Source organism: Sorangium sp. So ce375 (genome assembly GCF_051473855.1).
In the GTDB taxonomy this organism is placed as follows: domain Bacteria; phylum Myxococcota_A; class Polyangia; order Polyangiales; family Polyangiaceae; genus Sorangium.
In genome coordinates this window covers 4,719,894-4,743,954 of sequence record NZ_CP150335.1, presented here as the reverse complement: position 1 = coordinate 4,743,954, position 24,061 = coordinate 4,719,894, and the positions used below count along the sequence as shown (strand labels likewise).

The 24,061-nt window shown below is 69.2% G+C and carries 19 protein-coding genes; 13 read left to right on the top strand and 6 right to left on the bottom strand.

Annotated features, from left to right (window positions below; translation table 11 throughout):
* Window positions 1–656 precede the first annotated feature (656 nt).
* The 9 genes from WME90_RS17605 (at window position 657) to WME90_RS17565 (ending at window position 8,756) form a co-directional block, all read left to right on the top strand.
* Window positions 657–1,619, top strand: coding sequence for a PAS domain-containing protein (locus WME90_RS17605; RefSeq protein ID WP_437282303.1), 963 nt, complete (start codon window positions 657–659; stop codon window positions 1,617–1,619).
* A gap of 295 nt (window positions 1,620–1,914) precedes the next feature.
* Window positions 1,915–2,517: a cysteine hydrolase family protein gene (locus WME90_RS17600; protein ID WP_437282302.1), complete on the top strand. Its 603-nt coding sequence runs from the start codon at window positions 1,915–1,917 to the stop codon at window positions 2,515–2,517.
* Window positions 2,518–2,520: 3 nt separating this feature from the next.
* Complete coding sequence (locus WME90_RS17595) at window positions 2,521–3,366, top strand: ABC transporter permease (RefSeq protein WP_437282301.1); 846 nt, start codon at window positions 2,521–2,523, stop codon at window positions 3,364–3,366.
* Complete coding sequence (locus WME90_RS17590) at window positions 3,363–4,208, top strand: ABC transporter ATP-binding protein (RefSeq protein WP_437282300.1); 846 nt, start codon at window positions 3,363–3,365, stop codon at window positions 4,206–4,208. Before WME90_RS17595 ends, WME90_RS17590 begins: the two co-directional genes overlap by 4 nt.
* On the top strand, window positions 4,205–5,248 hold the full coding sequence (locus tag WME90_RS17585) for an ABC transporter substrate-binding protein (RefSeq protein WP_437282299.1): 1,044 nt from the start codon (window positions 4,205–4,207) through the stop codon (window positions 5,246–5,248). Before WME90_RS17590 ends, WME90_RS17585 begins: the two co-directional genes overlap by 4 nt.
* On the top strand, window positions 5,245–5,700 hold the full coding sequence (locus WME90_RS17580; RefSeq protein ID WP_437282298.1) for a nucleoside deaminase: 456 nt from the start codon (window positions 5,245–5,247) through the stop codon (window positions 5,698–5,700). The genes WME90_RS17585 and WME90_RS17580 overlap by 4 nt, the downstream gene beginning before the upstream one ends.
* A 172-nt stretch (window positions 5,701–5,872) precedes the next feature.
* Window positions 5,873–6,082, top strand: a complete 210-nt coding sequence (locus tag WME90_RS17575) for a hypothetical protein (protein WP_437282297.1) — start codon at window positions 5,873–5,875, stop codon at window positions 6,080–6,082.
* On the top strand, window positions 6,082–6,375 hold the full coding sequence (locus WME90_RS17570; protein WP_437282296.1) for a DUF5132 domain-containing protein: 294 nt from the start codon (window positions 6,082–6,084) through the stop codon (window positions 6,373–6,375). The genes WME90_RS17575 and WME90_RS17570 overlap by 1 nt, the downstream gene beginning before the upstream one ends.
* Window positions 6,376–6,425: 50 nt before the next feature.
* Complete coding sequence (locus WME90_RS17565) at window positions 6,426–8,756, top strand: heavy metal translocating P-type ATPase (RefSeq protein WP_437282295.1); 2,331 nt, start codon at window positions 6,426–6,428, stop codon at window positions 8,754–8,756.
* A 126-nt stretch (window positions 8,757–8,882) separates the two neighbouring features.
* On the opposite strand, the gene WME90_RS17560 is transcribed toward WME90_RS17565, so the two are convergent.
* The 5 genes from WME90_RS17560 to WME90_RS17540 form a co-directional block, all read right to left on the bottom strand.
* Entirely contained in the window at window positions 8,883–9,077 is a 195-nt protein-coding gene (locus tag WME90_RS17560; RefSeq protein WP_437282294.1) for a hypothetical protein, read from the bottom strand.
* The gene (locus WME90_RS17555; RefSeq protein ID WP_437282293.1) at window positions 9,070–12,312 is read right to left on the bottom strand and encodes an efflux RND transporter permease subunit; all 3,243 of its coding nucleotides are present in this window, start codon (window positions 12,310–12,312) and stop codon (window positions 9,070–9,072) included. The genes WME90_RS17560 and WME90_RS17555 overlap by 8 nt, the downstream gene beginning before the upstream one ends.
* 10 nt (window positions 12,313–12,322) lie before the next feature.
* Complete coding sequence (locus tag WME90_RS17550) at window positions 12,323–13,624, bottom strand: efflux RND transporter periplasmic adaptor subunit (protein WP_437282292.1); 1,302 nt, start codon at window positions 13,622–13,624, stop codon at window positions 12,323–12,325.
* Window positions 13,621–14,859: a TolC family protein gene (locus WME90_RS17545; protein ID WP_437282291.1), complete on the bottom strand. Its 1,239-nt coding sequence runs from the start codon at window positions 14,857–14,859 to the stop codon at window positions 13,621–13,623. Before WME90_RS17545 ends, WME90_RS17550 begins: the two co-directional genes overlap by 4 nt.
* A gap of 161 nt (window positions 14,860–15,020) precedes the next feature.
* Window positions 15,021–15,359 (bottom strand): hypothetical protein, encoded by a 339-nt coding sequence (locus WME90_RS17540; RefSeq protein ID WP_437282290.1) that lies wholly within the window; start codon window positions 15,357–15,359, stop codon window positions 15,021–15,023.
* A gap of 332 nt (window positions 15,360–15,691) precedes the next feature.
* On the opposite strand from WME90_RS17540, the gene WME90_RS17535 reads away from it, so the two are divergent.
* The 3 genes from WME90_RS17535 to WME90_RS17525 all read left to right on the top strand — a co-directional run bounded on the left by WME90_RS17535 (window position 15,692) and on the right by WME90_RS17525 (window position 20,585).
* A complete protein-coding gene (locus tag WME90_RS17535; RefSeq protein ID WP_437282289.1) occupies window positions 15,692–16,420 on the top strand; it encodes an RNA polymerase sigma factor in 729 nt (242 codons plus the stop codon).
* Window positions 16,421–16,449: 29 nt separating this feature from the next.
* A complete protein-coding gene (locus WME90_RS17530) occupies window positions 16,450–18,690 on the top strand; it encodes a protein kinase domain-containing protein (protein ID WP_437282288.1) in 2,241 nt (746 codons plus the stop codon).
* Window positions 18,691–18,986: 296 nt separating this feature from the next.
* Window positions 18,987–20,585, top strand: a complete 1,599-nt coding sequence (locus tag WME90_RS17525; RefSeq protein ID WP_437282287.1) for an amidohydrolase family protein — start codon at window positions 18,987–18,989, stop codon at window positions 20,583–20,585.
* Here WME90_RS17525 and WME90_RS17520 read toward each other — a convergent pair.
* The gene (locus WME90_RS17520) at window positions 20,553–21,536 is read right to left on the bottom strand and encodes an asparaginase (protein WP_437282286.1); all 984 of its coding nucleotides are present in this window, start codon (window positions 21,534–21,536) and stop codon (window positions 20,553–20,555) included. The two genes, WME90_RS17525 and WME90_RS17520, sit on opposite strands and share 33 nt — an antisense overlap.
* 579 nt (window positions 21,537–22,115) lie before the next feature.
* Between WME90_RS17520 and WME90_RS17515 the strand changes: the two genes are divergently transcribed.
* A complete protein-coding gene (locus WME90_RS17515; protein WP_437282285.1) occupies window positions 22,116–23,735 on the top strand; it encodes an endo-1,3-alpha-glucanase family glycosylhydrolase in 1,620 nt (539 codons plus the stop codon).
* Window positions 23,736–24,061: the final 326 nt, after the last annotated feature.

The window sequence follows — 24,061 nt, the reverse complement described above, 5'->3', positions numbered from 1 at the left end:
GCGCCCGGTCGCCGCGCGGCGCGCGCCCGCGCCGCTCATTGATACGCCCGAAACGCTCACGCGCCGGTTTGCGCCGCGGCCGGCGAGGACACGGCGGCCCCGCGCACGCCGCGAAGCCACGCCCGGCCACGGCACGCCTCGACCAGGGAAGAACCGATCGTTCAAGGCGTCTCCGTCGTTCCACCCGACCCGGAATCGAAACATTCAAGACAACGAATTACACGTCCACGTCGCTTGCTCGACCCCGTGCGGCGCCGCCATGCATCGTCCGTGCTGAACGACGCGAACTCCCGCTCTCCGCAGATGCGGTGCTGACGCATGAGCACGGGTCCAGCTCGAACGGCGCGTGACGCGAGCGCCGGATCCCAGCGACGCGAACGACGCGAACGACGAACGTGAGGAACGTCTTGGTCAACATGCGCGGCTCCTTGCGGCCACACTGGCGACGCGCGCCAAATCGAAAGCGGACGACAGCGGACGAAAGCGGACGAAGGCGAACGAAGGCGAACGACAACGAACGACAACGGACATCGAGCGCTTGACAAGTGTTGCGCCCCCGACAATCATGCGTTCACTGTGGCCCGGCCGACACGTGGTACCCTGTAATGCAGTGTCTTTCGGATTCAGATAGCGAGACGCCGCTGAACGAGCAGGTGGTGGCGCTTCGCAGGCGCGTCGCCGAGCTGGAGCAGGCGCTGGCCGAGGCGACGCGTCCGGGCTCGACGCTGCGCGAAGTGCGCGAAGAGCGGTCGGCGGCGCTGGAGCAGGGGCTCTTGGCCAGGTTCTTCGCGGCGGAGGCCTCGGGGTACGCCGCGATGCTCGACGCGATCCCGGCGATGGTGTTCTTCAAGGATCGACACCACCGGTACCTCGCCGTCAACAAGGCCTACGCGGAGCACTATCGCCTCTCGGCCGACAGGATCGTCGGGAAGCGCGATGAAGACATATTCGTCGAAGAGGTCGCGCGCAGCTACCACGACAACGACGAGAACATCATGTCGGAGGGGATCCCGCGGCTCAACGTGGAGCTCCAGTGGAAGCTCGAGGACGGGAGCGACGGCTGGACGCTGGAGAACAACGTCCCGTTCCGCGACGCGAGCGGGCGCGTGATCGGGATGGTCGGGGTCGTGGTCGACATGACCGCACGAAAGAGGACGGAAGAGGCGCTGCGGAGCACCGAGGCTGATCTCCTCGCCATCCAATCGCGCCTGCTCGAGACGATAGCCGCGCTCTCGACCCCGGTCCTGCCCATCGAGCACGGCATCATCCTCGTGCCGCTCATCGGCCATCTCGACACAGCACGGGGCAGCCAGCTCATGGAGGCCCTCCTGCAGGGCGTGGAGCGCCACGACGCCGAGCTCGTGATCGTCGATCTCAGCGGCGTCCCGATGATCGACAGCGCCGTCGCGCACCACCTCCTGCGCACGGTGCACGCGGCGCGCCTGCTCGGCGCCGAGTGCGTCCTGGTGGGGATGTCCGCGAGCACCGCCGCAGCGCTCGCGAGCCTCGGCGAGACGCTGGAGGGGCTCGTCCTCCTGAGAGATCTCCGGGCCGGCGTGCGTTACGCGATGGCGCGGCGGAAGGCCATGGCCCGCGTGCATCCGATGGCGCGACCGTAGATGACGAGAGACGTCGAGAAGCATCGAGAGACGTCGAGAAGCATCGAGAGACACCAGGAGACCTGTCCCACTCCCCCGCACACCTTCTTCTAGGCAGCGGGCGGCCTCGCGCCCCCTCGAAGCCCTCACGCCCTAGGTCTCGCTTGACCCTCCGGCGAGGCGCCGGTTACATTCCGTTCAGCCTTTTGACGCTGCATTCCCGGCTGGTGTAGAGCGGGCCGGTTCACCTCTTCACCACCTCTCAGCGAGCTCGCCGCGCCCGGTGTCCCCCGCGCGTCGAGCGGTCAGGCCCGCGATGACGCCGCGTATCCGCCCGTTGCCCCTCGACAAGGTCCAGCCTGCCAATACCGCCCTCCTCGTCATCGACATGCAGCGGGACTTCGTCGAGGAGGGCGCGCCCTGCGAGGCGCGCGGGGCGCTCGAGATCGTGCGGAGAATCAACGCGCTCGTCGCGTGGGCGAGAGGGCGTGGGCTGCCCGTCGTCTTCACGCAGGAGATGCACAGGGCCGATCGGAGCGACTTCGGTATCGAGCTGGAGTTCGAGCCGCTGCACTGCCTCGAGGGATCCCGCGGCGCCGAGATGGTCGATGGGCTGTTGATCGAGCCGCAGGATCATCGGATCTTCACAAAGCGCCGCTACGATTGTTTTCTGGGCACCGATCTCGACGTGCTGCTCCGGTGCAAGCGGGTGGACAACCTCATTTGCTGCGGCGTGTGCACCAACATCTGCGTGCTCAGCACCGTGCTCACCGCGAGGAACCTGGATTACCGCGTCCTGCTCCCGGTCGACGCCGTGGCCGGAACCTCCGGCGAGCTCCACGACGCCGCGATCCTCTGCATGAGCGACGCGTTCGCCTACGTCACCGAGAGCGCCGCGGTGATGCAGCTCTTCGGCTGACGGATGCCCGCCGACCGAGCGCCGCGAACCCCGTCGCGACAGTGCGAGCGACCGCCGCCTCGCTGGCTCGCGCTCGGCCGCCCCGCTCCCGCGCCGCTCCGCCTCGCGCTCGGCGCGGCGAGCTTCCTCGCCACCCTCGCGGCGTACGCCTGGCTCGCGGGCCGCGACGGGGTGAACGCCGCCCTCGCCCCCACGCTCGCGAGCATCGGGCAGGCGACGGCCGACGCGCTCGGCTCGGCGGAGCTCTGGCTCGACGTCCGCTACAGCTTCCTTCGGGTCACCGCCGGGTTCGCGGCCGCCGCGCTCCTCGCGGTCCCGCTCGGCGTGCTCGCCGGCGCGTTCCGCTCGATCGCCGCGCTGCTCGAGCCGCCGACCGAGTTCCTCCGCTACGTCCCCGTGCCGGCGCTGATCCCGCTCGTCATGATCGCGGCGGGCATCGGCGAGGGCGCGAAGGTCCTCCTCGTCTTCCTGGGAACCTTCTTCCAGCTGCTGCTCATGACCGCGGACGAGGTGCGGCGGGTCCCGGCGGCGCTGCTCCAGGTCAGCCAGAGCCTCGGGGCCACCCGGCCAGAGATCGTCTGGCGGGTGCTGGCCCCGGCCGCCCTCCCCGGGATCTGGAGCGCGCTGCGCATGTGCAACGGCTGGGCGTGGAGCTACGTCGTCGTCGCGGAGCTCGTGGCCGCCACCGAGGGCCTCGGCTTCCGCGTCCTCAGGTTCTATCGCTTCATCCAGACGCCCAGCATCTACGCGTACCTGGCGGTGCTGGGCGCGATCGGCCTGGGGCTCGACTGGGCGTTCGCCGCGGCGCACCGCCGGCTCTTCCGCTGGGCCAGGGGGCGCGACGCATGACGCTCTCCGTGCGCGGCGTCAGCAAGGCGTACGCCGGCCGCCGCGGCGAGACGAGCGCCCTCTGCCCGCTCGACCTCGACGTCGGCGAGGGCGAGTTCGTGAGCCTCGTGGGCCCCTCCGGATGCGGGAAATCGACGCTGCTGCACATCGTCGCGGGGCTCGAGCCGGCGACCGCCGGGACCGTCACGCTCGGCGGCGAGCGCGTCCTCGGCCCCGGCGCCGAGCTGGGCGTCGTGTTCCAGCAACAGACGCTCTTCCCGTGGCTCAGCGTGCGCGAGAACGTCCGCTTCCCGCTGACGCTGGCCCGCCATCGCGGCCGGGCGCGAAAGGACGGCCCCGAGCGCGAGGCGGACCGCGTCGAGCGCCTGCTGCGCCTCGTCGATCTGTGGGACTTCCGCGACAGCGAGCCCGCGGAGCTGAGCGGCGGCATGCAGCAGCGCGCCGCGCTGGCGCGGGCGCTCGCGGCGCAGCCGGAGGTGCTGCTGATGGATGAGCCGTTCGGCGCCCTCGACGCCCAGACGCGTGAGGAGATGCAGGGGCTCCTGCTCCATGTGATCCGACATCACCGGATCACGACGCTGTTCGTCACCCACGACGTGGACGAGGCCCTGATCCTGTCCGATCGTGTCGTGGTCTTCTCCGAGCGCCCCGGCCGCGTCCTGGCCACCATCGACGTGCCGGTGCCCCGGGCGGATCGCTCGCCCGAGCTCAAGCTCGACGAGGCGTTGCTGCGCCTCAAACGGGATATCCTCTCGCTCCTGCGGGGGAAGGCCCGCCCCGAGGAGCAGCGCCGTCGCCTGCTCCTCGGGCTCACGCACACGTCAAGGGGAGAGGACCAATGAACCGAAGGACCGTCGTGCTACAGCTCGGGGCAGCGCTCGTCAGCCTCCTCCTGTCGCCAGGCTGCTCGAAGAAGGAAGAGGCGGCGCGCGAGACGGCCGCTACCGCCGCGCCTGGCGAGAAGGCCGGGGCCGCGGCGAAGCCCGCGCCGGTGAAGCTGACCGTGGGACACGACCTGTGGATCGGCTATGCGGGTGTGTTCATCGCGAACGAGCTCGGGCTGTTCAAGCAGGCTGGCCTCGACGTCGAGCTCAAGCCGTTCTCGAACCCCGGGGACACGCTGCCCGCGCTGGCCTCGGGGACGCTCGATATCGGCCTCACGACCCTGCAGAACCTGGCCGTGCTGAGCGGCAACGGCGACACGGACGTCGTAGCCATCGCGCTCATCGACAGCTCGAACGGCGCGGACGCGGTGGTGGCGAAGGAGGGCGTCGCGTCCATGACCGAGCTCAAGGGCAAGACGGTCGCGCTCACCCTCGGCGAGGTCAATCACATGCTGTTCCTCACCGGCCTGAAGAAGGCCGGGATCGCCCCGGACGACGTGAAGATCACGAGCATGAGCGCCGACGACGCCGGGGCCGCGTTCGTCGCGGGGAAGGTCGACGCCGCGGTCACCTGGGAGCCGTGGATCACCAAGGCGACAAAGGGCGGTGGTCACGTGATCTTCTCGAGCGCCAGCGTCCCCGACACCATCATGGACGCGGTGGCCGTGCGCCGATCGCGGCTCGCCGAGGCCGAGGGCGCCTGCTCGCGGTTCATCGGCGCCATCGATCAGGGGGTGCGCGTCCTGCGCGGCGAGCCCGACAAGGCGATTCCCATCCTCGGAAAGTACTTGAACGCTCCGCCCGAGGACGTGAAGGGCATGCTGGCCGGCGACAAGATCTACGACTTGGCCGACAACAAGCAGCTCTTCGGCACGGCGGAGAAGGCCGGCCCCGTGTACGCCTCGATGAAGGCGGTGGTCGACTTCGCGGTCGAGTCCAAGCTCGTCAAGAAGGCGCCGGCGCCGGAGTCGCTGCTCGAGCCGAGGCTCGTCCGATGAGCCGCGACGAGGAGCTCATGGCGCGGGCGCTGGAGCTCGCGCGCGGGGCGCAGCGCGCGGGCGAGCCGCCGTTCGGCGCCCTGGTGGTCGCCCCCGACGGCGCCGTCGTGGCCGAGGCGACCGACGAGGTGAACGCCCAGCGCGACTTCACGTGGCACGCCGAGGTCGGCGCCGTCCGCCGCGCCTGCGCGGCCACGGGCCCCGACCTGCGGGGGTACACGCTGTACACGACCGTGGAGCCGTGCCCTATGTGCTTCACCGCGGCCTGGCTCGCCCGGGTGAGCCGCATCGTCTTCGGCTGCACGATGCAGGAGGTCACGGCGGCGACCGGGGGCGCCCAGCGCGAGCTGGCCGTCCCGGCGCGGTGGATGAACGAGAGCTCCGGCGCGCCCCTCGATCTCGTCGGCGGCGTCCTCGCCGATCGGTGCCTCGCGCTCTTCAGCCAGCGGTGACGCGCTCGCCGGCGCCGGGGCAGCCGAGCCCGGCAGGCGCGCTCCGTCGGAGACGCCAGCGGGCCGCGGCGCGCCGCGCGAAGCTGGAGTGTTCGCTGGAGTGTTCGGATGAGCACTCGCCCTCCAGGCGCGCTCCGAAGCGCAGTTGACATGCCCCGTCGCCGGCTCATGCGTGGATGCCGCGGCCGCGTCGGTCTCCTTCCATCGACGCGTTGAAGCGCTGGAAACGCGGCCCAATCGGGATGGTCTCAAGGACGACGACGATGGGGAATATATCTTCGGTGAACGGCTTGCAGAGCGAGCGGCGACGGCTATTCCTCAGCTCAAGCCGAACGGCGGTGTTCTGGTGAACGGCTACCCGCCGAGCGAAAGGCACCCCTGATGTCGCTGCAATTGGCTCAATCGAAGCTGGTCGTCGCTCTCTCGGGCCTCGCCGCCGGCGCGCTCTTCGCCCCTCTCATGGGGCGCGCCGTGCGTCCCCTGGCGCTCCTCGTCGTCAAGGGCGGCATCGTCGCGCAACGGGAGCTCGTGGGCATCGTGGAGGGGATCCGCGAGGAGCTGCAGGACATCGTCGCCGAAGCAAAGGCTGAGCTCGGCGATGGTTCCGAGCCGGTCTCGGGCGGCAACGGGCACGATCACGACCATGCCCACGCACACCCGCGGGCAGGCGCGTGAGCCCTGCTGGGGCGAGCCCAGACGCTCCCAACACGAAGCGGGACGCTCGCTTGCGCCTGCGCTCCGTGGTCGGGGGGCGGATGCGGTGGGAGGCGCGGGGCCTGAAGAACAATCCCCGCTATGCCGCCGCCGTCGAGTCCGCGCTTCAGAGAGAAGCGGGCATTGAGGAGGTTCAGGCCAACCCCGTGACGGGGCGCCTGCTCCTGCGCTGTGATCCGGGGCTCACCCCGACCGCTGTCCACGCGAAGCTCCGCGCTGCCGTCTCGTCTCCCCCGCTGGATCAGCAGGCGTATCAACAGTGGCGGGAGCAGCAGGCGGTCGCGCGCGAGGAGCGGCACGAAGGCGAGCATCACGGGCACGAGGACCACGATCACGGCGAACCCGACGTGCAGGTGCGCAACCTCGTCCTCGGCGGCACGGTCCTCCTGGGCCTCGGCGTGAAGAGGATCGCGTTCGGCGCCGGCGCGCTGGCGTCGAATCCGATCATCGGCGGCATCAACATCGCCGCCACGCTGATCTCGGGGTACTCCTTCCTGAAGGGGTGGTGGCGCTCGATCTCCGGCCAGACGGGGATGAACACGGATACGCTCGTCGGGTCGGCGACGATCGCCAGCCTCCTGTTGCGCGAGAACGTCACCGCGCTGACCGTGCTCTGGCTCCTCAACCTGGGCGAGTACTTGCAGGCGCTGACATTGAGGCGCACGGAGCGCGCGATCCGCGATCTTCTCGAGATGCCGGACGAGGAGATCTGGCAAGTCCTCGGTGAGCAGGAGGTGCGCCGCCCCGTGGCGGAGCTCCAGCCAGGAGACCTGATCGCGGTCTACGCGGGCAAGCGCATCCCGATCGACGGCGTCATCGTGGAGGGCCAGGGCACGATCAACGAGGCTCCCATCACCGGCGAGAGCGTCCCCGTGATGAAGGTGAGCGGAGATACCGTCTACGCCGGGACCGTGCTCCTGTCCGGCGGCCTGAGGACTCGTGTGGAACGGGTCGGCAGCGATACGGCCGTCGGGCGCCTCATCCAGCGCGTGGAACAGGCGCGCGAGCTGCAAGCCCCTATCCACACCGTGGGGGAGCGGTTCTCCAGACGGTTCGTTCCTGCCTCGTTCGCCTTGTCGTTCGCGGTCCTCGCCTTGACGGGCGACGCGACCAGGGCGCTGACCATGTTGCTGATCGCATGCCCGTGCGCGGCGGGCCTCGCCACGCCCACCGCGGTGAGCGCGGCGATCGGGAACGGAGCACGTCGCGGTGTGCTCATCAAGGGCGGCACCCACCTCGAGGCCGCGGCAAAGCTGGATGTGATCGTCTTCGACAAGACGGGCACACTGACGCAGGGAATCCCCTCCGTGCAGCGGGTGATCTCGCTCGTGGACGATTACACCGCCGAGCAGGTCCTCTCGCTCGCGGCGACCGGCGAGCTGCATTCCCAGCACCCGCTGGCGCTGGCGGTGGTGGGCCACGCGGCGGAGCGTGAGATCACGGTCCAGCCCCACGACGTCTGTGAGATCCTGGTCGGGCGGGGCATGCGCGCGGACTGGCAGAACAACGTCGTGCTGGTGGGCAATCGCCGGCTCATGCAGCAGTTCGACATCTCGGTGTCTGCCGAGGCCGAGGCCCTTTACGCGGAGCACGCGGCCGAGGGCGAGACCGAGATGTACATCGCCCACCAGGGTCGCCTCATCGGGCTGATCGGCGTGCGCGACAAGATCCGTCCGGACGTGGCGTCTTCGCTGGAGCAGCTCCGCCGGGAGGGCGTGCAGCGGATCGCGATGCTGACCGGGGACATCGAGGAGTCCGCACGTGCGGTCGCCGGCGCGATCGGGCTCACGGAGTGGCGTGCCCAGCTGCTGCCCGAGCAGAAGTACGAGTGGATCCGCAACCTGAAGGCGGCGGGGTTCCGTGTCGCGATGGTGGGTGACGGCATCAATGACGCGCCGGCGCTCGCGCTGGCCGACGTCGGGATCGCCATGGGCACGGCCGGCTCCGATGTCGCCATCGAGGCGGCGGACATCGCGCTGGCGTCCGACAACATCGCCGGCGTCGTCACGACGCTTCGCCTCAGCCGCCAGGCGCTCAACGTCATCCGGCAGAACTACGGCATCGCGCTGGGCGTCAACGCAGGGGGCCTGGTGGTCGGGGCGATGGGCGCGCTCAACCCGTTCATCGCGGCGGTGCTCCACAACCTGAGCACGCTCCTCGTCGTGTTCAACTCGGCGCGCCTCATCGGTTACGAGCCGACGCTCCCGGCCGGCGCGAGCGCGGCCACCGCGCGGCCGGGGCGCGCGTCGCGAAGGGTCGCGAGGCCCGCGCCCGGCCCGCAGGACACCGAGCGCGGCGCCCCGCGCGTGCCTCACGGCGCGCCCGCCACCGCGCGGTCCTGAGCGCCGGACGCGTGGCCGTTCGGGCGCACGCCAGAGATCGGCTGTCGGCACACACTTCCAGCGTCACGGCGTGGTCGTGGGCTGGTCCGTCCGCCGGCGCGTCTCGTGCTCGAAGCCCTGTCCTGACTAGCGTGAGGGGCTGGCCATCCCCGTCTCGCTGCCACCGCCGGCCCCGCCGGCGCCCTCCTGCCCGCTTCCCTCGCCCTCCTCGCACTCATGGCCCTCATGGCAGTTCTCGTCGCCGCAGCCGGCGGCGCTGGCGGCGGCCGCCATGGCGAGGATGGCTGCCAGGACGAGGGGATAACGATGTCGCTCAAGCATGGAGATCTCCTTTCTCGATGATGCGTTCGGGTACCGGAGGCCCTGCAGCGGCGCGCGCCTCTGTTGCATGGAACAAGCGGTAGAGGGTCGGCAGGATCAGGAGCGTGAGGGCCGTCGACGAGATGATGCCACCGATCACGACCGTCGCGAGAGGCCGCTGCACCTCGGAGCCGGTGCCGGTCGCGAGCGCCATCGGGACGAAGCCGAGGGCCGCGACGAGCGCCGTCATGAGCACGGGGCGGAGCCGCGCGATCGAGCCGTGGAAGACGGCATCGTCGAGCGACTCGCCCTGCTGGCGCATGTTCTCGATGAAGGTCACCATCACCAGGCCGTTGAGCACGGCGACGCCCGAGAGGGCGATGAACCCGATCGCCGCGGAGATCGAGACGGGCAGCCCGCGGATCCAGAGCGCGAAGATGCCTCCGGTCAGCGCGAGCGGGACACCGGTGAAGATCAACAAGGCGTTCTTCAGCGTCCCGAAGGACAGGAAGAGCAGCCCGAAGATGAGCCCGAGCGCGACTGGCACGACCAGGGCGAGCCGCTGGCGTGCGGCGATGAGGTTCTCGAACTGCCCGCCCCACGCGGTCCAGTAGCCGGCCGGGAGCTTCACCTCCGCGTCGAGCCGCTGCTGCGCCTCGGCCACGAAGCTCCCGAGATCCCGCCCGCGCACGTTCGCCTGCACCACGACCCGCCGCTTGCCGTTCTCCCGGCTCACCTGGTTGGGCCCCTCCTCGACGGCGATCTTCGCCACCGAGCCGAGCGGAACGAACGCCGCGTGCCGCTCCGGCCGGTCGGTCGCGGACACGGTTCGCGTGGCGGCCTCCGGGCGGTCCGCTTTCGGGAGCGGGACGGGCAGGTTCTGAAGCGCGCGGATGTCACCGCGGATCGCGTCGGGGAGGCGGATGACGAGCTCGAAGCGCTTGTCTCCCTCGAACACCTCGCCTGCGCTGATGCCCCCGACCGCCGCCTCGACCACCGCCTGCACGTCGGCGATGTTGAGCCCGTAGCGGGCGGCGGCGTCCCGGTCGACGTCGATGGTGAGCACCGGCAGCCCGGTGACCTGCTCGACCTTGACGTCGGCGGCGCCCGGCGTCTTTCCGAGGATGCCGCCGATCTTCTGCGCCTGCTTGAGCATGACGTCGAGGTCATCGCCGAAGACCTTGACCGCGACGTCGCTCCGCACGCCCGAGATGAGCTCGTTGAACCGGAGCTCGATGGGCTGACTGAACTCGTAGTTCTGCCCGGGCAGGTCCTTGATCACCTCCTCGATCGCCTCCGCGAGCTCCTCCTGCGTCTTCGCTTTCTTCCACTCGCTCCGCGGCTTCAGCATCAGGTAGGTGTCGGAGACGTTCGGGCCCATCGGATCTGTCGCGACCTCGGCCGTCCCGGTCCGGGCGAAGATGTGCTCGATCTCGTCGGGGAACCGCTCCTTGAGCACGCGCTCGAGCTGCATCTGCATCTCGACGCTCGTGGTGATCCCGATGGACGGGATCCTCGCCGGCTGGAGCGCGAGGGCGCCCTCGCTCAGCTTGGGCGCGAACTCGCTCCCGAGCCGCGTCGCGACGAGCCCCGAGACCGCGAGCAGGGCGACCGCGCCAATCACCACCGCGGCGCGGTGGGCGAGCGCCCAGCCGATGATCCGCTCGTAGCCGCGCTTCGCGTGCCGAAAGAGGAAGTTCTCCTTCTCGGACACCTTGCCTGTCAGGAGGAGCGCCACGAGCGCGGGGATGAACGTCATCGACAGGATCGTGGCGCCGGCGAGCGCGAGGACGACCGTCTCCGCCATCGGCCGGAACATCTTCCCCTCGATGCCCGTGAGCGTCAGGATCGGCAGGTAGACGATAGCGATGATGATCTCGCCGAAGATCGTCGCCTTCCGGACCTCCTGCGACGCCTCGTACGCCAGCTCGATCCGCTCCTCCCGGGTGAGCACCCGCCCGAGCCGGTGCTGCTCCTCGGCGAAGCGCCGGACGCAGTTCTCGACGATGATCACCGAGCCGTCGACGATGAGGCCGAAGTCGATCGCCCCGAGGCTCATCAGGTTGCCGCTGATCTTGCCCTCGACCATCCCGGTGATGGCGATGAGCATCGAGAAGGGGATGGCGAGGGCGGCGATGAGCGCGGCGCGGACGTTGCCGAGCAGGAGGAACAGGACGACGACGACGAGCGCCGCGCCCTCGAGCAGGCTCCTCTGCACGGTGCTCAAGGTCGCCTCGACGAGGTAGGTGCGGTCGTAGACGGTCTTGGCCGTGACCCCCTCCGGGAGCGACTTGTTGACAGACTCCATCCGCTCGCTCACGCGCTGCGAGACGGACCGGCTGTTCTCGCCGACAAGCATGATGGCGGTGCCGATGACGACCTCGCGCCCGTCCTCGGTCGCGGCGCCGGTGCGGAGCTCACGGCCTATGCCCACCTCGGCGACGTCCCCGACTCGGATCGGGACCCCGTCGTGATGGCCGACGAGGATGCGACGGATGTCGTCTTCGCCTTGAACGAGCCCGGTCGCGCGGATCAGGTACTGCTCGCCCTTGTGCTCGATGTACCCGCCGCCCGCGTTGGCGTTGTTGCTCGCGACGGCCTCCAGCACGCTGCGGAACGACAGGCCATAGCCGACGAGCTTCGCCGGATCTGGCGACACCTGATAGAGCTGCTCGTAACCGCCGATCGAGTTGATCTCCGTGACGCCCGGCACCGTGCGGAGCTGCGGGCGCACGATCCAGTCCTGGATGGTGCGTAGATCGGTGAGCTCGTAAGGTTTGCCGTCCGGCCGCCGGGCGTCGGGCGAGGCCTCGAGCGTCCACATGTAGATCTCGCCGAGCCCGGTCGCGATCGGGCCCATCTGCGGCTCGCCGAGGCCTGGCGGCAGGCTCTCCTTGGCCGCCGCGAGGCGCTCGCTCACGAGCTGGCGCGCCCAGAAGATGTCGGTGCCGTCCTTGAAGATGACGGTCACCTGGGACAGGCCGTAACGCGAGAGAGACCGGACCTGTTCGACGCTCGGGATACCGCCCATCGCCCACTCGATGGGGAACGTGACGCGCCGCTCGACCTCGACGGGCGACAGCGCCTTGACCGAGGTGTTGATCTGCACCTGGACGTTGGTGATGTCGGGCACCGCGTCGATCGGCAGACGGTTGAAGTTGTAGACGCCGAGCGCTCCGACCGCGAGCGTGAGGACCACGACGAGCCAGCGATTGCGGACGGAGAACGCAAGGATCTTCGCGAGGAGGGTGAGCATCGGTTCCTCCTCAGTGCGCGTGGTCGTGGCCTGCCTCGGATTTCCCGAGCTCGGCCTTGAGGATGAAGCTGTTCTTGCCGACGTAGCGCTCCCCCGCGGCGATGCCGTCCAGCACCTCCACGAGCTCGGCGCCTTGCTCGCCTGGAGCCTTGCCCTGGCGGCCGGGCTTGATGGCGCGGGCCTCGAAGGCGTCGCCCTCCTGGACGAACACGACGTCCTTCCCCTCGACCCTTTGCACCCCCTCGTACGAGACGACGACCGTCGCGTCGACCTGATCGACGGCCACGTCGGCCGTCACGAACAAGCCGGGCCGCCATGCGGCGCCGGGGTTCTTCAGCACGACGCGCGCTGTCGCCGAGCGCGTCTGCTCGCCGACGACCGGGCCGACGTAGGTGATCTCGCCGTCCGCGGGCTCCTCGATGCCCTCCGCCCGCACGCGAGCGGTCTGGCCGGCGCGGACGCGGGCGAGGTCCTTCGCGTACACCGTGACGTTGACCCAGATCGTCGAGAGATCGGCGACGACGAACGCCTGCGTGTCGTCCTTGAGCACCTCGCCGACGTTGATGTGCTTCTCGATGATCGTGCCGTCGATCGGCGCGATGAGCGCGTATGCGCCTCCCTTCGCCCCGGAGCCCGCGCCGGACGACGCCTGGAGCTTCTGGGCGGCGCTGCGATGCTCGATCTTCGCCTCGGCGAGCGCCTGCTTCGCGGCGAGGTACTCCTTCTCCGCGGCGATCTTCTCCTTCCAGAGCGCCTCTTCGCGGTTGAAGTTCCCTTCCGCGAGCTCGAGCCGCTCCTTCGCGGTCAAGAGCTCCCGCTGGAGCTCCGCGAACTCACGGCTATCGAGGATCGCGAGCACGTCGCCCTTTTTCACGACGTCGCCGAGCTGCCTCCTCACCTCGCGCGCCGTGCCGGAGACCCGAGGCGTGACGTGGGCGAGCGCTTCGGCGTTGAGCGCCACTTCTCCCGGCAGCGACACGGTGTCCGCGACCTTGCCCGGGCCGGCCGCCAGGATCTCGAGCCGCGCGTTGTTGAGCGCCTCGGACGACAGCTTGATCTTGCCCTCCTCGTGCTCACCCTCTTCGTGCTCTCCGTGGCCGTGTTCGTCATGGCCGTGTTCGCCATGGTCATGGGCCGCTTTTTTCGGCTCGCCGTGGTCGTGTCCTTCGTGCTCGTCGTCGTGGTGGTCGTGAACCGAGTGGTCCACGAGCAGGGTCCCCGTCACCGCTGCGGCGAGGAGTAACACGAGGCCTCCTGCCAGCGCCGCGATCTTCGCGCGCGTGAGCTCGATCTTCACCTTCGCGGAGCTCATTGCGGGAACCTCCCCGCCGCCACGAGGAGCTCGATCTTGGCGTTCGCATGGGCGTGTTCGGCGTCGAGGAGCGCCGCCTGGGCGTCGAGCGCCTCGCGGCGCGCGAGCAGGACGCTGGCGAGGTCGTTCTCCCCGAGCTCGTATCCCCTCGTCGACAGCGCCACGGCCTGCGTCGAGAGACCCGCGGCCGGCGCGAGATGGGCGAGCGCGTTCCTCGTCGCCTCGTAGCGCGCGTAGAGCCCCTGGATCTCACCCGACGCGCTCGCCCGGCTCGCTGCGAGGCGGGCGGTGGCGGCGTCGATTTCGGCCGCGGCCGTCGCGACCCCTGCCCGGTTCGCGTTCAGGATCGGCACCGGCAAGGCGAGGCCGATCATCCCGATGTTCGCCTTGTCGTCCCGCTCGTACTGGGCGAGCACGCTGACGGTCGGCCATCGTCCGGCCTGCTCACGGCCCGATCGGGCCCTGGCCGCCTCCAGCGTCGCCATGGCAGCGCGCACATCGGCCCGCTGATCGGCCTCGCGGAGCAGCGTCGCGAGCGGCGGTGGGGCCTCCTGAGGCACCAGCGCGCCCGTGACCGCGCCGTCCTTCGACGCCTGGCCCAGCATCGACCGGAGCCCCAGCAAGTCGGCCTCGCGCGCTCCCAGGGCGGTCGCCTCGGCGGCGGCGTCACGCCCCTCCTGGAGGCGCGCGAGCGCCACGTCGACCTCCGGCACCTCCCCCGCCTTCTTGCGCTTCTCCGACGCGGCGACGAGCCGCTGGGCAAGCGCGCGGCGCTCGGCCGCGAGGGCGACCTGCGCCTCGTCGCGCAGCACGAGCGCGTGCTGAAGGAGCGCGGCCAGCAGGAGGCGCCGCTGCGTCTCCTCGGCGGTGACGAGCGCGGCGCGCTGCTCCGCCTTCGCGGCCTCGACGCGCGTGCTTCGCTGGCCGCCCAGCTCCAGCGGCCACGACAGCGAGGCCACGGCGGCGACCGGCTTGCCCCCATCGGGGTTGAATCGGATCCCTCCCATCCCTGACAGGACCGGATTTTCGCGCGAAATGACCCCGGCGGCGGTCACGGCGGCGCCGGCGACGGCAGCCTCGGAAGCGGCGACCCGCGCGGCCGGCGCAGCGCGTACGAGCTCGGCGATCCGAGCGCGCGTGAGCGGGGCCTCGGCGGCGCCCGCCGCCTTCGGCATCACGAGGTGGAGAGCGGTCGAGGAAATGACGAGCAGACGACGTAATTGCGCACGGAACATGGACGGCAGCCCTCGAGCGCGTCGAGCGCTCGCGCGAAGAACCGCGATTCTGCCCGGTCAGGGTCGCGCGAGAGGGCCAAGCCACGCCCGCGCGGCGCAGAGGCGCTCACGCGCTTCTGCGATGCGGACGTGCTCGTGGGTGCGAACCTGACGCGGGCGCCTCAAGCGCGCGGGCGTCGGGGTGGCCGTTCGAGGCGGTGGGTGAGGGATCGCCCTGGCATCTCCGGCGGCGTCGATGCGACGATCTCGTACGCCTCGAGGAGGATGTAGGGCAGCACCTCGTCCAGGGGCAGCGTCATGGGGATGCGGCCGCAGGCGCAGTCGTGGCAGCTCGGCGGACAGTCGCCGTGGGGGCGGTCCGGCGCCTCGTCATGGCTCTCCTCCGCGGAGTCCGAGGACGACGACGCGAGCATCGGGTGCTCGCAGGCGATCGCGACGCCGAGCGCCTGGAGGGTGTGGCCCTGTGCGACGAGACCGACGACGAGGAGCACCGGGAGCACGGCGCAGATCCAGCGAAGGATCGCGCAACGTGGACGGTGGGGTCGCCGGACGCGGGACATCCGCCGCGAGATTGGAGGAAAGCGGGGCAAGCGTCAAGGAAGCCCTCGCTCCGGAGCCGGAGAGCTCGCCTCGCGGGGACCGTTCGCCAACTTGGGCTCGGTTGCGATGTTGCGAGGTTGCGATGTTGCGATGAGCTTCTCGAATACTTCACCCTTGTTGGAAGAATGAGGCGACCACTCGGTTGCTTTCTGGATACGATCTGAAAGTAGACCGGGCGCTGTAACATCGGGGCCACCGTTCCTGTAGAGCCGGTCCAGAGGGAGCGCGTCGCATGAACAACCGGACGAGCCTCGGCCCCCGTGGCCCGCGCAAGTTCGAGACGACCCACTGGAAGGTGATCCTCGACGCTGGCGGCGGGTCGCGCGAGGCGCTCACGACGCTCTGCACGATCTATTGGCACCCTATCTACACCTTCTTTCGACGAACGCGCAGCGCCGAGGAGGCGCTCGATCTCACCCAGGGGTTCTTCGCCCGGCTCCTCGAGACCGGCGGCGTCGCCGCGGCCGACCCGACGCGCGGCCGGTTCCGCAACTGGCTGCTCGCGGCGGCGCGCAACTACCGCTCCAACGATGACGATCGGGCGCGGGCCAGGAAGCGGGGCGGCGGGATCGCGCACCTGTCCATCGACGCCCAAAGCGCCGAGGAGGGCTACCGCCTGGAGCCGCGCGACGACATCACGCCCGAGGACAGCTACGAGCGAGGTTGGGCGCTCGCCCTCCTCGGTCGCACGCTCCACAGGCTGCGCGACGATTACCAGAAGCGCGGGCAGAGCGCGCTGTTCGACAAGTTGAAGCGCTGCTTGAGCGGCGACAATGACGGTGGATATCGAGACATCGCGGCGGAGCTCGGGATGGAGGAAGCGAGCTTCCGGCAGCATGTATTCCGCTGCAAGCACCGCTATGGCGCGCTGCTCGAGGAGGAGGTCGCTCAGACCCTGGGCACCGGCGACGATATCGAGGAGGAGCTGTGCTTCCTCCGTGACGTCCTCCGACGGCGTTGATCCACCTGTGCGGCAGAAGCGAGGATCGGATGGATATCGAGAAGACCACGCGCCGTGATCATCGGGGGCCGAAAGCGGTAGACCAGCCGAGGGCCAGCGGAGAGCGCTGCCCTCACTGCCGCGAGGCGATCCCGGCGGACGCGCCGCTGGACCTCTGCCCCTCGTGCCTCTTCGGGGTAGGCCTGCTGGTGCGTCACCGCCTGAGCGCGGGTCCGCTCGATCCGCTGGACGACGAGCTGGCAGACACGGCGCCCCCGTCGGGAGAGCGGCCGCCAGAGCCAGCGGCAGAGAGCGGCGATCGCCTCATCGGAGGCCATCGGCTCGTCCATCGGATCGACGGCGGCGGGCAGGGAGACGTCTTCGAGGCGCGCGACCTGCGGATGGGCCGCGACGTCGCCCTCAAGATGTTCCTCGGCGGAGAGCGGCCGAGCAGGGTCGCGGTGCGCCGGTTCCAGGGCGAGGTCAAGGCTTCCGCGAAGCTCGATCACCCCAACATCGTGCCGATCTACGAGGCCGGCGAGCACAAGGGACGCCTCTACTTCACGATGAAGTTGATGAGAGGCGGCAGCCTCGCCGGCGAGCTCGAGCGCGAGGGTGCGCTCGATCCCAAGGACGCCGCCGCGCTGATGGAGAAGGTCGCGCGCGCCGTGCACCACCTTCACCAGCGCGGCATTCTGCACCGCGACCTCAAGTCAGCGAATATCCTCCTCGACGAGGCGGGGGAGCCGCATGTCGCCGATTTCGGGGTGGCCAAGCACCTTGACGAGAGCGCATGGCTCACGGGCGCGGTCGTGGGCACGGTGCTCTACATGGCCCCGGAGCAGACGGACGGCCACACCACGGCCCACTGCGACGTCTACAGCCTGGGGGTGATCCTGTATGAGCTCATCACCGGACGATTGCCCTTCATGGGCGAGACCCGGGCGGAGATCGTGGCGAAGATCAAGCATGTCCCGCCGGAGGATCCGCGGGCGATCTCGCCGCGCCTCGATCGGGATCTCGCGCGCATCTGCCTCCGGTGCCTCGAGAAGGATCCCGAGCTCCGTTACGGGTCGGCCGACGCGCTGGCGCTGGCGCTCCGCCGATACCTGAACCGCGAGCCGCAGGAGTGGGCGACCCGGATCGAGCGCGCATGGCGGTGGTACCTGCGGCACGCGATGACGGCCGGGCTCATCGCCGCGGTGGTGACGTTCGCCCTCATCATGATGCCGAGCGCCGTGACGATCGCGAGCGAACGAGCGTCAGCGAAGCGGGCGCAGATCCAGCAGGTCAACATGAACAGCGCCGCCATGGTCGCCGGGACGGTGCTCTCGCAGCTCAGGGCGCTCAGCGACGCCGTGGAGCGCGCCGCGGCCGAGCCGGCGCTCGCCCGAGCCATTCAGGACGGCGACGTCCCCGCGATGGAGGCCCTTTGTAAATCGACCTACCAGCGATACGAAGATCCGTCTTACGGCGTGAAGCTCAACGAGAATTCACCGTTTGACATGTGGTTCATCCTGGATAAGCACGGAGTGCTCAAGGGCCAATACGCGAAGCCGCCCGTGGAGTTTTACAGGCGACCCTCGAGCCCATTCGAGTATGCGTGGCGCGATTACTACAAAGGAGCGTGGGCGCTGGCCGAGAAGAGGCTGCGCTCGACCTACGTGTCGCGCGTCATCAAGTCGGAGAACGATGGCTTTCATAAGTTCACCATCTCCGCACCCGTCTATGGGAGCGACGGGACGCCGATCGGCATCCTCGTCGCTGGTGTCGCGGCGGCGCCGAACCTGGGATCGCTGGTCGTGCGCGACACCCAGAGCATCACCGTGCTCGCCGCGCCCCGGGACCGCGACCGCGACGCGCCCGAGCCGCCGTCCTCGCACGTGATCCTCCTTCACCCGGACTACGCCTACGGAGAGGCTATGCCGCTCGAAAACGAGCAGGTCCGGCGGCTGGACGAAGCCAGCCGGGGCGCCCAGCGCATCGAGCGACCGCTGGGGCTGCCCCCGCCCAGCCTCGTGACGTCGAGCGACGACTACCGCGATCCGGTCGCGGATCCGTACTCCCGCTACGACGGCCGATGGCTGGCGGGCTTCGCGCCGGTGGGGAACACCGGTATGGTGGTTATCGTCCAGACGCGCGAGGCAGAAGCGCTGGAGTCGGAGAGGTCGCTCGCCAAGCAGCTGGCGACGTGGGCCGCCATCTCCGCCAGCCCCGGCGCGATCCTTGTGCTGTTCGCGGCCTGGCATGTCCGGCGGCGGGGCGCTTCGCCGTCGATTCGGCGGACCTGACCCCCACCTGCCAGGCGCGCGCCGCGGGGCTGCTGCCTCGGCAGCAGCCCCGCGCCCGGATCCGTGCGCGACAACACGGTCCGGGTGTTGCTGAGGAAGCAGCCGCGCTGAAGTGCTGCTCGATTTCGAGCAACGCGCGGGGGGAGCGCGCCGGGGAGGCGCCCGGATCCGCAGCAAAGGAGGAACGTGGGTGCAGCGGCCTCGGGGCACGCACATTGCACTTAGCCGCGCGCCAACAAGCCCATCGACTTCACACCGGCGACATCGGCGCGCCCTTAGCCTCTCCGGAGTCTTTCATGACTGACCGTATCGCTCGTCTCAAGGCCTCCCCCTCCGTGGCGGTCAAAGAAAAGCTCGATCACCCCGTCATCGACACGGACATCCACACAAACGACTACACGCCGGCCCTGGAGGATTTCGTCGCCACGTACGGAGGCGCGAAGCTCGTCGACGATCTGCGCAAGGCGCTGAGCTCCCGGCGACGCAACGCCGAGAACAGCAGCGGCAAGGACTGGTACAGCCAGACGCCCGAGGAGCGGCAGCACCACCGCACCGTCAGGTCGCCCTGGTGGGCGCGGGTGACGCGCAACACGCTGGACGTGGCCACCTACCACCTGCCGGAGCTGCTCGCCGAGCGCCTGGAAGAGCAAGGGTCCGATTACTCGGTCCTGTTCCCGAACAACACCCTCGCGCCGCTGGCGGTGAGGGACCCGGGCGCGCGGCAGGCGCTGCAGCGCGCGATCAACCACTACCACGCGGACCTGTTCCGCAAGTACAGCGACCGCCTCACCCCGGTCGCCGGCATCCCGCTGAACACGCCCCAGGAGGGGATCGAAGAGCTGGAGTTCGCCGTCAAGAAGCTGGGGCTCAAGGCGATCAACATCTCCGGCGGCGTGCGCCGACCCATCAAGGCGATCGCGGAGAAGTACCCGCCGGACCAGCACCCGGAGATCGCGAAGTACGCGACGTACATCGATTTCTACGGCCTCGACAGCGAGCACAACTACGATCCTTTCTGGGCGAAGGTCGTCGAGCTCGGCGTGCCTGTCCTCACCCATTACGGGAGCCAGGGCTGGACGGGGCGCTCCTCGATCAGCAATTACATGAACAACCACGTCGGCCACTTCGCCGACGGCTCGGAGGCGTTCGCCAAGGCGCTGTTCTTCGGGGGCGTCACCCGCCGCTTCCCGGGGCTGCGCATCGGCATGCTCGAGGGCGGGGCGGACTGGGGCGCGCGGGTCTACATCCACCTCGTCGACCGGTTCCAGAAGCGCGGTCCGGAGGGCCTGAAGCACTACGATCCCGCGGCGACCGACCGCGCGCTCTTCACCGAGCTGTTCCGGCGCTTCGGCGCGGATCTCGCGAAGGGGCGCTCCATCGAGGGCGAGCAGCTGATCGCCGACACGCTGGGGGCCGGGTACACGAGCGACGCCCGCCAGCCTGCGCCGGAGTACCGCAACGATTTCGCGGCCGCGGGCATCGAGAAGATCGAGGACATCCGCGACCGCTGGGTGAACAACTTCTTCTTCGGATCCGAGTCGGACGACCGCACCATCGCCGCCGCGTTCAACGCCAAGGCGAACCCGCTCGGCGTGAAGATCAACGCCATCTACTCTTCCGACGTCGGCCACTGGGACGTCCCCGACCTGACGGAGGCGCTCGCGGAGAGCTGGCACCTCGTGGAAGAGGGCGTCATCAGCGCCGAGGACTTCAAGGCGTACGTGTTCGAGAACCCGTACAAGCTCTACACCGAGGCCAACGCGAGCTTCTTCAAGGGCACGCGGGTCGAGGAGAAGCTGAAGCGAAAGGCGGGCGCCGGCGACGAGCGGCGCGGTCCGCAGCCGGGCGCGAGGGGCGAGGGCCTACCCGGCAAGCCGGTCGAAGTACGCGCGTAGCGCCGCCGCGTCGAGCCCTGCCCCGAGCGCGAACATCAGCGCGAGCCTCGCCTTGGGGCCCGAGAGCGCGCCCGCGGCGATCACCCCGAGATCCCGGAGCCGCCGCCCGCCGCCGGGCGCGCCGTACGTCGGCGTGACCCGGCCGCCGGGGCAGCGAGAGCTCAGCACCACGGGCGTGCCGGCCTGCACCAGCGCGCCGATCGCCCCCTCCCAGCTCCCGCAGACGTTCCCCGCGCCCGAGCCCTCGATCACCACGCCGCGCGCGCCGGCGTCGAGGACCGCGCGCAGCAGGAGATCGTCCATCCCGGACGCCATCTTGACGAGGTAGACCCGCGGCTCGGGCGGGGCGAGCGGCAGCGTCGGCGTCCTCGCTGGGCGCGCGTGGACGCGGACGCCCTCGCCGTCGACCCAGCCGACCGGGCCCACGCCCGGCGAGGCGAACGTGCCGAGCGCGGTCGTGTGGGTCTTCATCACGCACCGGGCCGCGTGGATCTCGTCGTTCAGCGCGACGAGCACGCCGAGCCCCCGCGCCGCGGGCTCGACAGCGATCCGCGCCGCCGAGACGAGGTTGCGCGGGCCGTCGGTCCCCGCGGTGCTCGCGTCCCGCATCGCGCCGGTGAGCACCACCGGGGTGTCCCCGTCGAGCAAGAGATCCAGCGCGAACGCCGTCTCCTCGAGGGTGTCCGTGCCATGGGTGACGACGACGCCGGTCACCTCGGGATCGACCTGCAGATCGCGCACGGCGCGCGCGAGCGCCGCGATCCTGTCCGGTCCGAGGTTCCAGCTGCTCTCGAGGCAGAACTCGGTGACCGCGATCTCGGCGACGCGGCCGAGCGCGGGCACGTCGGCGACGAGCTCCTCCGCGCGGACCGCGGGCACGGCGGCGCCCGTCTTCGGGTCGACGCGGCTCGCGATGGTGCCGCCGGTGGTGACGAGGTGAACACGAGGCATTCGGCAGCTCCGTGGCTGGGAGACGATGGCGGACAGCGCGGATCACCCTACACCATCTCGCCCCGCGCCGTCGCAGAGAGTTCGGGTGATGTTGGACTTACCCTACCCTGCCGGAATCATGGCACCGCCAAGAGGCCATAAGACGCCAAGATCTTTCTGTTTTCCTTGGCGCCTTGTGACGGCTCGTGACGGCTCGGCGGCCCAAGCCCCGCCACCTTCGGTCAACGCACCTCAACACCAGAGCTCGAGCGCGCCGCACCATGCGATGTGCGGTGTGGCTCGATTTGTTCAGGTCGACAACGAGACGACAAAACAGCGCTTTCTTGTTGCGCTCAAGCGAGCTCGAACCATCATGTAAACACGGCTCGCCAGCGCATTGTTAACAGATTGTTAAGTCTTCCTTGATAACAACCATGATACCCACGAAACATTCGACGATTTCAGTCATCGAGCCGACGAAAGGCGGCATGTGCGCACCTGTGTGAGCGCGGCGATGCTTGTCATCACCTCGGCCGGAGTCGGCCGAAGAGAGAGAGATGCCCTTTGTCAAGCTTGTTCCTTTCCCGCTTGAAGCACGGTTTGATCCTCGTCGCCAGCGCGGCGGCGCTTTCGTCCTGCGTGACGGCCGGCGACGACGCGGGTGACCCGTTGGAGCAGACGACCGCCGAGGAGCAGGATCTGGCGGAGCCCGCGGGGCTCGCCGACGGAGCCGCGCCCGCGGCCGCCCCCGCGGCGGCCGCGACAAAGGCCGCCTTCGAGCTGAACAACGCCCTCCTGCCGTTCGACATGCCGGCGAGGGCCGAGCTCGCGTCGAGCGGCTACAAGGTCTTCGCGCACTGGCACAACTTCCCGGTCCGGCAGATCTCCTCGACGGGCGCCGACAAGTACGTCGGATGGCTCCAGCCCACGGGGGACTACAAGTCGATCGGCGGGTGGCTGCGCGATCGGCCCATCCCGATCCTGCCCGTTCCGGCGGCGGAAGCGGACTATGCCGAGCGCGACATGAAGCGCGACGTCGAGACGGCCGCGGCCGTCGGCATCGACGGGTTCCTCGTGAACTTCTGGTTCCGGACCACGGACTCGCGCTGGAAGTGGCTGACGAACATGCTCGACGCGGCCGACGAGTTCAACGCGGAGAACCCGGCCGCGCCGTTCTACGTGATCCCCAACGTCGACAGCCATATCCTCTCGACGAACGCCGGGAAAGACGAGCCCCGGAAGCGGGCCGACGACCTCGCCACGCTGAAGGGCCACGCCTCGTGGATGAAGCTCAACGGCAAGTACCTCGTCGGCAGCTTCCGGCCCGAGGCGCTCCCCCCGTCGTGGTACACGGAGTTCTTCGATCAGCTGAAGACGGTCCACGGGATCGACGCGGTGATGTGGGGGTCGCTGCTCGATCCCTCGGACGCGAACCGCAACGCGATGAAGCCCTTCATGACGGGCGCTGTCTTCTCGCGCTGGGACAACCTCCCCTACAGCGCCAACTTCGCGTCCAGCGTGAGCGCGCAGAAGACCTGGGGCGACCAGAACGGGATCCCTTACGCGCCGCCCGTCAGCCACACGGATCACCGCCCCACCGCCGGGTGGGCGCTCGAGACGGCGGGCTTCAAGACGCAGCAGAAGAGCTGGAAGGCCGCCATCGACTCGGGCGTGAAGATGGTCCAGATCCTCACCTGGAACGACCACTACGAGGGCCACGCCCTGAGGCCCAACTCGGCCATGCAGTACGCGACGTACGACCTGACGGCCTATTACGCGACGTGGTTCAAGACGCGCAAGCAGCCGACGATCGTGCGTGACGTCCTGTACTATTCGCACCGCATGCACCTGAGCACCGCGAGGCCGGACCCGTTGAAGCAGCCGAAGACGTTCACCTCGAAGAACAACGTGCCCTTCCTCGATCGGGTGTTCGTGCTCGGCATGCTGAAGTCGAGCGGGCGTATCCAGATCACGTCCGGCGGCGCCCCGTATCAGGCCGACGTCGGCGCGGGGCCGCAGCTCTTCGACGCGCCGCTGAACGTGAACGATCGGCCCAGGTTCCGGCTCATCAGGAACGGCGCGACCGCGCTCGACGTCACGAGCGCGTTCCCCACGCGCGATTCCATCGTGTGGCAGGACCTCATGTACCGCGCCGGGAGCTCCTCGCGCCAGGCGGTCGACGGCGTTCAGGACGATCTTCCGCAAGATCGGCTCCCCTGAGCCTCGCGCCATCATCGGCTAGGGAAGCAAGCTCCGAGGGCAAGGAATGCGGGAAAGAGAGAAACCGCAAGGGCGCAAGGGGCGCAAAAGATGAGAGACAAGAGATGAGAGACAAGAGATGAGAGACAAAGAGAAACCGCAAGGGCGCAAGGGGCGCAAAAGATGAGAGACAAGAGATGAGAGACAAGAGATGAGAGACAAGAGATGAGAGACAAGAGATGAGAGACAAGAGATGAGAGACAAGAGATGAGAGACAAGAGATGAGAGACAAGAGATGAGAGACAAGAGATGAGAGACAAGAGATGAGATAATTCCCTGTCTTCCCC